The sequence below is a fragment of the Dysgonomonas mossii DSM 22836 genome (assembly GCF_000213575.1).
GTDB classification, from domain to species: domain Bacteria; phylum Bacteroidota; class Bacteroidia; order Bacteroidales; family Dysgonomonadaceae; genus Dysgonomonas; species Dysgonomonas mossii.
Map to the genome: position 1 here is coordinate 1 of NZ_GL892009.1, position 13,035 is coordinate 13,035.

Here is a 13,035-nt window from a genome sequence, read left to right on the forward strand (position 1 = left end):
TTCCATCGAGTAGGTACTTAACAGGTTCTTTCCCTCTCTTTCGTATGTACCCATATAAAAGGTAATCATCCAAGATACGAATACTTCTGATTTTTGACCGTTCTCTGTATGAGAGTTCCTCCAATGAACGATTACAAGTGACTTCCTCCAAAAAGGCCTGACCTACATTAGGATTGTATAAATCAAGATTGTGCTTGGACATATAAGAACGAATTCCTACATTCCACAATACCTCATAATCAGTTATACTACCTGAACGATAACGGTTCTTTTGAAAGAACGAAATACAATTTTCTATCAGACTATCCAAGCCCATAGAATTTAGGTTACTATTTCTGTTCATAAATATGAATTGATAATTATTGGGCATTATTACCCAATTGCAATATATATATTATGCTGAGTTGTTATGCTAAGAAATTGTATTAAATCGCACTTAATTAAATGGTTATACATCAACCTTTAAAACAGCTTTCCATAATGTATAGCTACGCATAATGCTGTTTATGGATAGCTATCCATAAACAACAATCGTCAATGTTCTTTTCGGGTTTGGAGTATTGGAATGAGAACAATACATCTGTTTCTGCCCGTTGGTCTAAATATGCCTTTATATCGTTTTTGAAATGATTTGATGCTTTCATGTTTTTTGGTATTGTGGGGCAGGGTTACTGCCCCGTGTTACTACTTAATCCAATCCGAAATAATAAGCTAACCGTTGTTCCTGTGATTTCGGAAATATCCACCCTGCCAACTTCTTACCATTAAAGGTTAATCGGCTGTTGAAGCGTCCGCCCATTGCTTTGAGTTCGTCTTTAATTGCTTTCGTTTCTCCGAAAACTGCAACTGCTTTGGCTGAATATTCTACTACTGTGCAATTACCCGTACTTGTTCCCTGTGGATTGCTTGGGGGTGTGCTGTCGGTCTTACTGATATGTATATTATCTTCGTTCCCTGCGGTATAGGCAAATTCCTCTATTGTGTTTTCACGTTTCCAAACGCCTACTTTTTCAATTATCCAACCGCTATGCCTATATTCGCCTAAATAATACCCTGCACCCATAGAGTATTTTTCCCTATGTTCGTAATCTTCGTTAAACTCTGATAAATAGGTGGTTTCTTCGAAATTGGATGCGTGTTTACGCATTTCGGAAAAGATGTCCCTCTTATGTTTGGAAAAGCCTAAAATAACGGTGCGTTGGTTACTGCTTGCGTAATAGTCGGTTTGGCTGTCGCTTTCGTTCTGTTTCAGCCGTGCCACTATAACGCCTAAAGCATCTTCGGGAAATATATCGGCAAAGCGTTTACGCCCTATTACCTTAACTTCTTCTACTCTTATTCTCTCTTTTTCGGCTTCGTCCGCTTCCGCTTTGGCTTTTTCTTTCGCTTCCTGAAGGAGTATCGCCACTTCAAAACCGTCCATAAATTCAGGGTTTTCGCTGTCGTAATAGTAACCGATACCGAATTTTTCTTTCAATGGTCTGATTATGTCTGCCGTTTGAAAGATTTTTCCCCGTAGGTTAATCAGCTTGTAATGTACTCCCCAATCGTTTTTAACGATGTCATAGACTACATATCTGTCGTAGCTGTACCCCTCCATTTGGATAACCTGATTGACTTCTACTACTTGTTTAGCCCTGTCAATTTCCTTGTTTGCTCCTAATAAAAATACTTTGCTCATAACTCTAAATTTTAATGGGTTATAAAAAGGTCAGCATTGCGAGAATAAAGAGAATTATAGCACCCATGCCCACGAAGAAGGAGAGGATACCCCGTATAACAGGAAGAAAGAGATACAAGCCCACTAAAGCCCAAATAAACCCTGTTCCCCACACACAGAAGCCCAAAACCGCCAAAACGATTTTTAAAACCAATTTTATGCTAATTGGAAGGTAGGCTGTCGGTCGTTGTTTCCTATTTTTTTCTATATTTCTCATAATTTCTGACTTTTTTTTTATGCCGTATCGGAGCCGGTGAGGTGTGATCGAGTTTCAGGTGCCTTACTCACGTAGTGCTTTTTGGCAGCATCAAGATTTTTCAAAAAAATACACTCGCTTTCCTGTACCTGATAGGGGTACAGGTACATTTCTTTAAGAAAAGAGGCTATAATTATTGCCGGATAATTTCTTAAAATCTATCACAAAAGAGATTTTGAATCGAGGAAGATTTTTTTGAAAACACGTCTGATCTTGTGCAGCCAATAAACATGAGATAAATTCGCGCCTGATACTCGTTCACTCCGAGCCGCTTTCCGCATACATAGCTAAATGAGGAAGAAATTATATCGAGGGAAGTATAGAAAAAAGGAAATCGAGTTGTCTGCTATGCGTTTATCATCATAAAACGCAGAACTTTCCCCACAGAAAGGAAAGCTATATATATAAAAAGCCTGTACCAATATGATACAGGCTCCGTTTGGATTGTGATATATACTTTTTACTTGGCTCTGGTTTTACCGTAGTATTTGCTTCCATCGGGAGATAAGTAAAAATCGAATGTTTCTTCAACGGCTGTTCCACCGGGAGGAACCAATGAATATTTACATCTAACGATTACGGCAAGAACATCTGCCGGATTCCTACTATCATAACCTTTCAAGTTATCGGGAGTAAGATTTCTAAGCGAATCTATGCGATCACTCATAACAGCAATGTCAGTATTGTATTTTTCATGATTATGCTTTGTTGATTGATAAGACTTTAATTCTTTAGTCTTCTCAAGGGCAAGTGCAACACGATCAATGATAAGTTGTTTGTCTTTTCTGAACTCATCAGTTAAATAAGCAATACTGTCGGCAACCGTAACATTGCCGGTTTCGCTAATCTCCACAATTTTGAAGTTGAGATTTTCTTTTGTGTCGCTCCCTTTTAACAGGTTATCAGTAATGATTTTTTCGTAATTACTCGTTGATGAGTTGGAACCGCAGGAAACCATTAAAACAGCGATAAATAAATAAAATACGTGTTTCATATCTGAATGTATTAAACGTTTATTAATTCATTGAAATAGCCGGAAGTTCAGAATGCAGGTTATATACTATCAGAACTTCGGCTGTCTTTTTATTATCATTCCGGGTATATTCGGTTAGTGCTTTCATTACCCATTCTCGAAAAGCCCTTGCTTCAAAAGATGCTACACGGTAGCTGACAAATATCAGTGCTTCCAGATTATACAGTACCGTTTCGCATGGGTGCCCATTGCTCTCAAATTTATGTATTCGGGTAACATCTTCCTCATGGAGTAACCCGGATTTGAATATACTCCGAAAGTTGTTACCAATCGTATTGACGAATACATTTAATAAGTCGGCAATTTGATGTTTCGTTACCCATAGGGTGCAATTTACAAGTTTTGCTTCAACAATCAGTTGATTTTCATTGTTTTCTTTAATATTTATATATCCTCGTTCCATAATTATATTATTCTTCATTGTGTTGAACATTAAAACCAATACGTTTACGGGGTTTATTTTCCAGTTCTTTTTGTGATGCCAGTTCGGTAAGAGCCTGGTAAATATCACTGAACTGCATATTTGTTTCCACCATAAATTCCTCCAGTTTACGATTTAATTCCGCATATCCCAGTGCATATTGTCGTAAGGCGACAAAAGCTCTGATGATAGATATATTAACCTGAATGGCCAGCGTACTGTTAAGAACGCTTGAAAGTTGGGCTATACCTTGTTCTGTAAAACCAAAGGGTAAGTATTTTACGTGTTGTCCTTGACCTTGATTTTCTAAGGTGCCAAAATTGCACCTTAAAAAATCGTACTCATCTTTTGTGAGTTCTATCATAAAATCGGGTGGGAAGCGGTCTATGTTCCGCCGGACAGAACGTTTCAGGTTTTTTGTTTCAACCTGATATAACTCGGAGAGGTCATAATCTAACATGACACGCATACCCCGGATTTCATAAATCTTACTTTGAATAATCTGTAATTCCATGATAAATATATTTAATGGGTTAAACAGCGACCTGGGTTTTAGCTTTCATTGGTTTGAAAGTTAAATTATTCTCACTTTCAAAGGTGTTTGACCAGAGAGAGGATTTTTCTTCTTCCGAAAGGCTGTGCCACATGACGGATATTCGCTTTAATCTTTCGGGATCATCAGACAAAGTGCCGGGAAGATTAAATAAAGCCATTTTTTCACGTAGTGAAAGGCACTCAAAGAGTTGATCTAATTTAGATTTAGATTTGGTTCTCTTTTCTTCCAGTTTTTCAGCAAAAGAAGCCATATCATTGCTGACTTTAACATCAGTAATTCGTGCGTAAATTTGGGTAGTTTTGATATTAGTATGCCCTAACATCTTTGACACGCTTTCGATAGATACACCTTTTGTAAGCGTGAGAGTCGCAAACGTATGTCTTGCAAGATGATAGCTTAAATTTTTATCAATTCCACAGATTGTTCCGATTTCTTTGAGGTATTCATTCATCTTTTGATTACTCATTACCGGAAGTGCTTTATCATCTGGCAATTTACCCGAATATTTCTCTATAATTTGCTTTGGGATATCAAGTAAAGGCACATTATAATTTACGCCTGTTTTTTCTCGTTTGCCCATAATCCACAATCCGTCATCGAAAGAAGTACGAATATTTGACTGGCGCAAATTCTTTACATCTATGTATGCAAGTCCGCTAAAGCAACTGAAAATGAATATATCCCTTACTCGTTCAAGACGTTCGGAAGCGAATTTCTTACACATAATTATATCAATCTCCTGTTGTGTTAAGTAGCCACGATCCGTTTTTTTGAATCGTATCTTGAAATTGGCAAACGGGTCAATATGTATCCAACCGTTGTTTTTCGCCATGATAATAATGGTTCGGAAACGTTGTAGGAATTTTGCAGTCGTATTTTCTTTGCATTTACAGGTAGTCATCAGGTAAATCTCGAAATTATGCAGGAACATATGATTTACTTCTTTCAAAGAAATATCTGATACATTATAATACTCCTTGATGAAGCCAGCCATGCGTCTATAGGCAACTTCATATTTTTGGAGTGTTTCTTTAGATTTACTTATGCCGACTAATTTGGCAAGATCCTCATTGTGGCGTTGGAAAAGTTCGAGAACAGTTTGATGTTTTATTTCAAGACCGAGAAAGATATTTTTTACCCTTTCGGCATTTACATTGTTTTCACGGGTAAGTAATTCGTGATATACATTATAAACACTCGTTTTAATAGCTTCTAAAACAGAATTGATTTCAAGGGCTTCTTTTGTTTTGCCAATGATAGTAGAAGATTTCGTGTCCCATAATTCAGGTTTAATACTATATTTAGTATTAAAACGGCTTGCTTGTCCGTCAATCGTAATCCTCCCAAAAATAGGTATTGAACCATCTGATTTTTCTTTGTCTCTTTTCAAATAGAAAAGAATCTTAAATGTACTTTTCATAAACTCATTTTTTAATGTTACAAAATTACTTATAACTATCTGTAAATGAGTTTTATGCACACTGCCAAATGGCGACAACATACTGCCAATTTAGGACAAATCGTACCCCCTATAAAGTGATTTTTCGTACCCCCTGCACCTTTTTTAAAAAAGGGGTACGAATTGGGTTAGATGCTTTGTCTTTTTTTGTCTTTTTCTTGGCTTTCGACTAAGACAGGATAAAAAGAAAAAGTCCTCCATATTCACTGAATATGAAGGACTTGTCTTACTGTTGGCGCCTCTTGTCTTAGGCTCCCAGCGGTATGGACGGGACTCGAACCCGCGACCCCCTGCGTGACAGGCAGGTATTCTAACCAACTGAACTACCACACCATTTTGTTTTGCTTTTTTATTAGCAGCATTTCCTCTCAAATGCGATGCAAAGATAGGATAAGGATTTGAATCCTGCAATAGATTTACAAAGATTTTTTAGAATAAAATTTAACATCATTGTGTTTCAAAGGATTAAAAATAAAGAAAATTTATAGACTTAAGTATTCAATGAAAATTTAGAAGGAAAAATATAAATAAATAAAAAAGTTTAGGAGAATTGATGTCTAAAAAGCAATAGTTGATATCTACTAAATTTATAACTACACTAAATATTTTTTTGAAATATTTTATACTTTATTTTGATTTATAAAATATTTTGTCATATTTTTGCAAACAAATAAATCAAAAAGAAACTCATAATCCATATATCTAATCAAAATGAAAAGTAAAGATAAATTTTAATATCTTTAAATATTTTGATTATGGAAACTCTAATTTTAGGTAAAAAAGGTTGTCTGGCTATAGTATTATTTGCTTTCCTCTCTACTTTATCCGTAAAATCGCAATCAGTTAATATTGATTTCGGAGCCGATTTAGTAAGTTCCTATGTATGGCGGGGTTATAAGCAAGCCGGAGCCAGTTTTCAACCAACATTAAGTGCTAGTGTAAATGGATTCTCTCTAGGTGCATGGGCATCTACAGATTTTACTAGCGAAAATGGTAAAAAAGAAGTGGATTTTACTGCCGCATACGAAAATAGCGGATTTAAAATTGCTGTTACAGATTACTGGTGGGATGGAGAAGGTCAGTATCGGTATTTGAGTAGTCCCCACGGAAGTAACAATGGACATTACTTAGAAACATCATTAGGTTATACACTGCCCGAATCATTCCCATTAAATGTTACATGGAATACATTTATGCTAGGCAAAGGAAATAAGAAAGAAGATGGTAAAAACTCTTATTCTACTTACATCGAGTTGGCTTATCCATTTTCTGTTGCAGGAATAGATATGGGAATATCAACAGGATTCACGCCTTGGGAAAGTGCTGTTTATGGAACAAATGGATTCAATTTCACTTCTATATCTTTAAAAGCATCCAAAACTTTAAAAGTTACAGATTCATTTTCTTTACCGATATTCGGTCATATCATCTGCAACCCAAATCTTGAAGATATACATTTTGTATTTGGTATGTCTTTTAAGTAAGAACCTCCTTATTATAATAAATAAAACACTTTATCTTTTTTATATGAAAAAAATAGAAGCAATCGTTCGCAAATCAAAATTTAATGAAGTCCGCCGAGCATTACATGAAGCAGATATCGACTTTTTGTCATGGTGGGAAGTCAATGGACAGGGGAGTGCCCGTCAGGGTTTAATATTCAGAGGTATAGCATACGATGTAAATACAATAGAACGCATCTATATCGCTTTTGTTGTAAGAAATATAAATGTAGAAAAATCAATAAATGCCATTTTAGGCTCAGCTTTTACAGGTGAAAGCGGAGATGGTCGAATATTCGTATCTGCAATAGAGCAATCAATCCGTATACGCACCGGAGATCATGGTGACGAGGCCTTGTACGACAAGGATGAAGAGGATGAAGATAGTAAATAAAGATTAGGTTAAAAAAGCTTTAGGTAAAAAATAAAAATATGAAACATCGATTATTCAAATACGTCACTATTATATTGTTTATAGCTATGGTTTTACCCACGGCTGTATGGGCACAGGATTCTCTTACGACTGTTGCTGACTCTTTAAAAACAACAACGGCTATTCCCGTAGAAGCTGTTGCAGCAGCGACGGAAGAACCTACAGTTTTAAATTCAGGGAATACCGCATGGATAATAGTAGCCACTGTGCTTGTTATGATGATGACAATTCCGGGATTGGCATTATTTTATGGAGGTCTTGTTCGTCAAAAAAATATTTTGAGCATCCTTATGCAGTGTCTTATGGCTACCGGTATAATTAGTATTATTTGGGTGGCATTTGGCTACAGTTGGGTATTTGGTACGAGCTTTATGGATTCCGGAAGCCCTCTAGGTGAAGTTATCGGAGGATTTGATAAGGCATTTTTACATGGTATAAAATTAGACACATATATGAGCGGAGTTGGCATTCCTGAGATTTTGTTTGCCTTATTCCAGTGTATGTTTGCAGTTATCACTCCGGCTTTGATTATTGGGGCCTTTGCTGAAAGAATCAAGTTTTCGGGTTATGTGGTTTTTATCATCCTATGGTCAATCATCGTTTACAACCCAATGGCTCACTGGGTATGGGGCGGTGGATGGCTTATGAAAATGGGTGCCATTGACTTTGCCGGAGGAACTGTGGTACATATCAATGCAGGTATATCTGCTCTTGTTATGGCTATTATGTTAGGACGTCGAAAAGGATACAGAACAATAGGTCATCCATTTACACCACATAACATTCCATTTGTATTCATAGGTACATCTCTACTATGGCTCGGATGGTTTGGATTCAATGCTGGTAGTGGACTCGCCGCTGATGGATTGGCCGCGAATGCATTCCTTGTCACTCATTTAGCTACATCTGCAGCCGCTGTGATATGGATGGCTCTAGAATGGATTCTTTATAAAAAGCCAACTATTGTAGGATTTTGTACAGGTGCTGTTGCAGGGCTTGTAGCAATAACTCCCGCAGCAGGAACAGCTGATGTGCTCGGAGCTTTTGCCATAGGAGGAATTTCTGCTTTAGTATGCTTCTTTATGGTTGCTTATGTAAAACCCAAACTTAAATACGACGATTCTTTAGATGCTTTTGGTGTACACGGTATCGGTGGTATAGTTGGATCTATACTTACAGGGGTATTTGCCACACGAGCTATCACAGGCCCTGAGGGCGTTCAAGGAGCATTATACGGAGATTGGAATCAATTATGGATACAGGTTGTTGCAACTGGAGCTTCAGTTGTATACAGTGCTGTTCTAACATTCATACTATTCTTTATTGTTAATAAAACTATTGGACTGAGGGTAAGCAAAGATGATGAGTCTACCGGACTTGACATCTCTCAACATGGAGAAATTGCTTACAGCGAAGAAGAATAACTAGAAATCGCACTATTAAACACAGAAAATGTACCATGCAAAGATAATATCTTTGCATGGCATTTTTTTTCTATAAAGAGGGTAGGGGGGTGCTTCTTTACTCTGCACTCAGATCTACAACTTCAGCATCAGGTGCATTTTTAACAACAGATGCAATGCCGTTATCGCGGCTAGCTACACTTTCATATAATTCGCTCGTTCCTATAATCTGCCCATTTGTAGCTTTTAGATTAAAATATGGTTTGCCATTTTTTGATTCTAGTTTTTCAAAGCGAGATTCAACTTGGCTGTTTTTTCTTACAGATTCAATACCATTCTTGCAGTTTTCCTTTTTTGTGTATCCTTCACTACTTAATATAACTTGTCCATTACCTGCTTTAAGATTAAACTGGAATTCACCGTTCTTTCTCTTCGAAATCTCAAATTTTCCCATTTTGTTGTGTTTTAAAGGTTCATATTAAAGTAGAACACTAGTTTAATATAAAAAGTTTATTATCAATCTATATTCATCTATATAAATACTGATAAAAAAATAGCAGTAGAAAAAATCTACTGCTATATATACTTTCTATTTATAGAACTTTTTAATAGTCTTTTACTTCCCAACCCAAAGCACTTGCACCAAGTACGGCAGCATCACTTTCTTTAAGCTCAGACATTAACAGCTTAATTTTGTTACGGAATATAGGCAACATATTTTCTTCCATATGCTTGCGCACAGGATCAAAAATAAATTTGCTTGATTTGGTTAATCCTCCAAATAGTATAATAGCTTCGGGACTTGAGAATGCTACAAAGTCTGCAAACGCCTCTCCAAGCATCTGACCGGTAAATTCAAAAATTTCTTTTGCCAAAACATCACCCTTTACAGCAGCATCATACACGTCTTTTGATGTTATTTCCTTCGGATCAAGTTCTCTTAATAAACTTGGATCTTTTCTTGTTTCAAGAAACTCTCTCGCAGTGCGTGCTACACCGGTAGCAGAACTATATGTTTCAAGACAACCTTTCTTGCCACAGCCGCACATACGTCCATTACGTTGAATTGTAGTATGACCTAATTCGCCTGCAAATCCATCATGACCATATACCAACTGCCCATTTACTACGATACCGCTACCAACGCCGGTACCTAGTGTAATAACAATAAAATCTTTCATTCCACGAGCTGCTCCATAAGTCATTTCACCTATAGCCGCTGCATTCGCGTCATTGGTTAATGCAACAGGTACATTTAGTTTGTCTGTCAGCATTTGAGCCAATGGAATAACACCTTTCCATGGAAGATTAGGTGCAAATTCGATACAACCTGTAAAGTAATTTCCGTTTGGAGCTCCAACTCCAATACCTTTAATATTGCTTGATCCTCCAACCTGATCTATAATTTCTTGAACTCCGGCTGAGAGATTTGTTACATATTCGTTGATTTCTTTATAAGCACCAGTTTTGATAGAACCCTGATTAATGATGTGTCCACGTTTGTCTACAACACCAAAAACAGAATTGGTTCCACCAATATCAATCCCAATAGCATATGGTTTCTCCATGATTTATATTAATGTTAATTCAACAATGAAATTATTTCTATTAAAGTGTACAAATATAATGATTTCTAAGAAAATATTCGGTTATATATCTGCAATAATATGTGTTTCCTTATCATTTAGATATCTTTTGATAAATGTCTAAGACTTTATTCGCAGCAGCAAATGAGCTTATCTGAGAATTAAGTACTTGTTCTTCACATACCCCTAATTCCTTTTGTATGACAGTATTGTTATAAAAATTATTTTTTAAACGTTCGTTAATAGTTTCATACATCCAATAACGAGATTGATCGTTACGTTTATGCTCAAAATAACCATTTTCTTTGACAAATGCAATATATTCATCAATCATATTCCACACTTCATCTATACCTATCTCATAATATCCGGAATAAGTTAAAACTTTAGGCACCCATCCTGATTCCGGCAAAGGAAATAGATGTAAAGCATTCTTAAAATGTGATTGAGCTAAACGAGACTTCTCTATATTATTGCCATCAGCCTTGTTTATAACAATGCCGTCGGCCATCTCCATTATACCACGCTTGATACCTTGCAATTCATCTCCGGTTCCGGCTAATTGTATAAGTAAAAAGAAATCGACCATAGAGTGTACAGCTGTTTCGGACTGCCCAACACCAACTGTTTCTATTATAATACGGTCAAATCCAGCGGCTTCACAGAGTATAATCGTTTCTCTTGTCTTCCGAGCAACACCACCTAACGATCCGGCAGAAGGGGAGGGGCGTATAAACGCATTTTTTTCTACAGACAAACGTTCCATACGAGTCTTATCACCAAGTATACTTCCTTTAGTCAACTCACTCGATGGATCTATAGCAAGAACGGCTAGTTTATTATTTTTTTTCAGAATATGCATTCCAAATGCATCAATAGAAGTACTTTTTCCAGCTCCCGGTACACCTGTAATACCAATTCGGACAGAATCGCCTGTATATGGCAAACATTTCTCTATAACCTCTTGTGCTATTGACTGATGTTCAGGTTTAGAACTTTCAATAAGGGTGACTGCCTGTCCAAGAATAGATATATTTCCCTTGCGAATACCATCAACATATTCAGACACAGAATACGTTTTGCGTTTAAATTTCTTAAAACTATTTAGATAAGGATTGATAGTAGGTTGTTCTGAAGTGCCTTTATTTACACTTAATCCTTGAAATTGTTCATCGTTCTCAATATGATCCATAAATTCTATTTTTGAATGCTAGTGAATAGATTTTTATAAAATCTAGAATTATAATCAAAGATAACTAAAAAAGAGAGAGGCGATATAACTTGAGTTTGTAATAATAGATTTTAAATATATAATTAAACATAATAGTAATTATATAACAAAAGATAATATTATAAATTTGGGATAGGCTATCAATTGTTATATAATTTTTAAGATTTTATCTAAAGATAATAAGAGCAACATCAGAGTTTATTAAAACCTTTCTAGATATACTCGGTAAAAAAATTCTGCCAAAAAGATTGCGTCGTTTAGTGTTTAACATAACTATATTAATGTTTTCTTTCTTGATAAAATCATTGATCGAATCCGCCATGTTTGGACCATCGATAAGTTGATAGCTAACATTAAGCTCCGGATATTTATCGATAAAATATTTTTTCATTTCAGCAAGCTCAGCTTCAGACCATTTCTCATCTTTTTTGTTTATTACATTAACATGAGTAAGCGTAATTCTTACATTGGGATAAGGTTTTAATATATTAACCAAAAAATCAAAAGCATCCAGATCTCTTTTTTGAAAATTTGTAAGAAAAGCTATATTCTGAAAATCAAGATTACTAATCGTAAAGTTCTCTGGGATAGCCATCACAGGCACATTGGTCATCTCAATTATATCAGCCGTTACATTCCCTACTACATTCCTCCTATTATTACTTAACCCTTTCGTACCTAAAACGAGTAAGAATGGTTTATATTCTTCTACAAAGTTTTCTATTTCTTCACTAATAAGTCCTTCACGTAATGAATATGAATAATTTATAGGGGGAAATTCTTTTTGTGTAATTTTCTCATCTATTTCATTACAAAAATCAAGCATTCTCCGCCTGGCTACACTTAGTACATCACCTTCATCATCTTTATTTAAATTATCAGCAAATGGGAATGTTATCGGAAAGTGTACCCGATATACATGAAGTATTTTAACTTTAGCATTCGTTTGTTGTGCTATTGTAAATGCGGCACGACAAGCCTTTATTGAGTAACTGGAAAAATCTACAGCAACTAGAATGCGTTTCCGCCCGTCATCTATTTTTGAGATCTTCTCATCATCATATCTGAATAGTTTTTTATTTTCAATCACAGATATGGCATTCATCACATCTTCTTTATCTACACGTACAGCCAAACCCTGGCTTGTATCGTCAGTTTTTTGCGAAACATTCACAAGATGTGTGTTAATACCCCTTTCTTCCAAAACCTGCTTTAATATATAAGCTTTCTGAGGAGTGTGTATGGCTATTGTTACTAATTTATCTTCTTTCATGTCTTTAGCTATTTAAAGTTCGCTTCTAACAAATTTACAAAAAACTATCCACAATAGAAATGATAAACAGCCTCAATATTAACAAGAAGCAATAAAGTTTCACCTTATTTAAACTATATACTATAAAACAAAAGCGTCCGGAAGTTTTTAGTTCCGGACGCT

The 13,035-nt window shown here is 35.8% G+C and carries 13 protein-coding genes, 1 tRNA gene and 2 pseudogenes; 3 read left to right on the forward strand and 13 right to left on the reverse strand.

What is annotated here, in order from left to right:
• The 9 genes and pseudogenes from HMPREF9456_RS12765 to HMPREF9456_RS12800 all read right to left on the reverse strand — a co-directional run.
• A pseudogene (locus HMPREF9456_RS12765) lies at positions 1-343 on the reverse strand (site-specific integrase); the annotation flags it as partial.
• Between the two features lie 145 nt (positions 344-488).
• Positions 489-644 carry a Cas9 inhibitor AcrIIA9 family protein gene (locus tag HMPREF9456_RS17080; protein ID WP_081462092.1) on the reverse strand — a complete coding sequence of 52 codons (156 nt, stop codon included), beginning with the start codon at positions 642-644 and terminating at the stop codon, positions 489-491.
• Positions 645-688: 44 nt separating this feature from the next.
• A complete protein-coding gene (locus HMPREF9456_RS12770; RefSeq protein ID WP_006843954.1) occupies positions 689-1,681 on the reverse strand; it encodes a hypothetical protein in 993 nt (330 codons plus the stop codon).
• 19 nt (positions 1,682-1,700) lie between these two features.
• Positions 1,701-1,937, reverse strand: a complete 237-nt coding sequence (locus HMPREF9456_RS17085; protein ID WP_080904117.1) for a hypothetical protein — start codon at positions 1,935-1,937, stop codon at positions 1,701-1,703.
• A 499-nt stretch (positions 1,938-2,436) separates the two neighbouring features.
• Positions 2,437-2,970 carry a hypothetical protein gene (locus tag HMPREF9456_RS12780; protein WP_006843955.1) on the reverse strand — a complete coding sequence of 178 codons (534 nt, stop codon included), beginning with the start codon at positions 2,968-2,970 and terminating at the stop codon, positions 2,437-2,439.
• 22 nt (positions 2,971-2,992) lie between these two features.
• Positions 2,993-3,430, reverse strand: a complete 438-nt coding sequence (locus tag HMPREF9456_RS12785) for a virulence RhuM family protein (RefSeq protein ID WP_018074962.1) — start codon at positions 3,428-3,430, stop codon at positions 2,993-2,995.
• Positions 3,420-3,944, reverse strand: a complete 525-nt coding sequence (locus tag HMPREF9456_RS12790; RefSeq protein ID WP_006843957.1) for an ORF6N domain-containing protein — start codon at positions 3,942-3,944, stop codon at positions 3,420-3,422. Before HMPREF9456_RS12790 ends, HMPREF9456_RS12785 begins: the two co-directional genes overlap by 11 nt.
• Before the next feature lie 271 nt (positions 3,945-4,215).
• Positions 4,216-5,406 (reverse strand): annotated as a pseudogene (locus tag HMPREF9456_RS12795) (site-specific integrase); the annotation flags it as partial.
• Between the two features lie 298 nt (positions 5,407-5,704).
• Positions 5,705-5,778 (reverse strand) — tRNA-Asp (locus HMPREF9456_RS12800).
• A gap of 422 nt (positions 5,779-6,200) precedes the next feature.
• Between HMPREF9456_RS12800 and HMPREF9456_RS12805 the strand changes: the two genes are divergently transcribed.
• Genes HMPREF9456_RS12805 through HMPREF9456_RS12815 form a run of 3 tightly spaced genes read left to right on the forward strand, consistent with a single transcriptional unit; the run spans position 6,201 to position 8,804 of the window.
• Positions 6,201-6,929, forward strand: a complete 729-nt coding sequence (locus tag HMPREF9456_RS12805) for a TorF family putative porin (protein WP_006843959.1) — start codon at positions 6,201-6,203, stop codon at positions 6,927-6,929.
• A 43-nt stretch (positions 6,930-6,972) separates the two neighbouring features.
• The gene (locus HMPREF9456_RS12810; protein ID WP_006843960.1) at positions 6,973-7,341 is read left to right on the forward strand and encodes a P-II family nitrogen regulator; all 369 of its coding nucleotides are present in this window, start codon (positions 6,973-6,975) and stop codon (positions 7,339-7,341) included.
• 38 nt (positions 7,342-7,379) lie between these two features.
• Positions 7,380-8,804, forward strand: coding sequence for an ammonium transporter (locus tag HMPREF9456_RS12815; protein ID WP_006843961.1), 1,425 nt, complete (start codon positions 7,380-7,382; stop codon positions 8,802-8,804).
• Between the two features lie 97 nt (positions 8,805-8,901).
• On the opposite strand, the gene HMPREF9456_RS12820 is transcribed toward HMPREF9456_RS12815, so the two are convergent.
• The 4 genes from HMPREF9456_RS12820 to HMPREF9456_RS12835 form a co-directional block, all read right to left on the reverse strand.
• On the reverse strand, positions 8,902-9,237 hold the full coding sequence (locus HMPREF9456_RS12820) for a YegP family protein (protein WP_006843962.1): 336 nt from the start codon (positions 9,235-9,237) through the stop codon (positions 8,902-8,904).
• Between the two features lie 151 nt (positions 9,238-9,388).
• Positions 9,389-10,351: an ROK family protein gene (locus HMPREF9456_RS12825; RefSeq protein WP_006843963.1), complete on the reverse strand. Its 963-nt coding sequence runs from the start codon at positions 10,349-10,351 to the stop codon at positions 9,389-9,391.
• A gap of 112 nt (positions 10,352-10,463) precedes the next feature.
• Positions 10,464-11,561: a methylmalonyl Co-A mutase-associated GTPase MeaB gene (gene meaB, locus HMPREF9456_RS12830; protein ID WP_006843964.1), complete on the reverse strand. Its 1,098-nt coding sequence runs from the start codon at positions 11,559-11,561 to the stop codon at positions 10,464-10,466.
• Between the two features lie 205 nt (positions 11,562-11,766).
• Positions 11,767-12,873 (reverse strand): universal stress protein, encoded by a 1,107-nt coding sequence (locus HMPREF9456_RS12835; protein ID WP_006843965.1) that lies wholly within the window; start codon positions 12,871-12,873, stop codon positions 11,767-11,769.
• Positions 12,874-13,035: the final 162 nt, after the last annotated feature.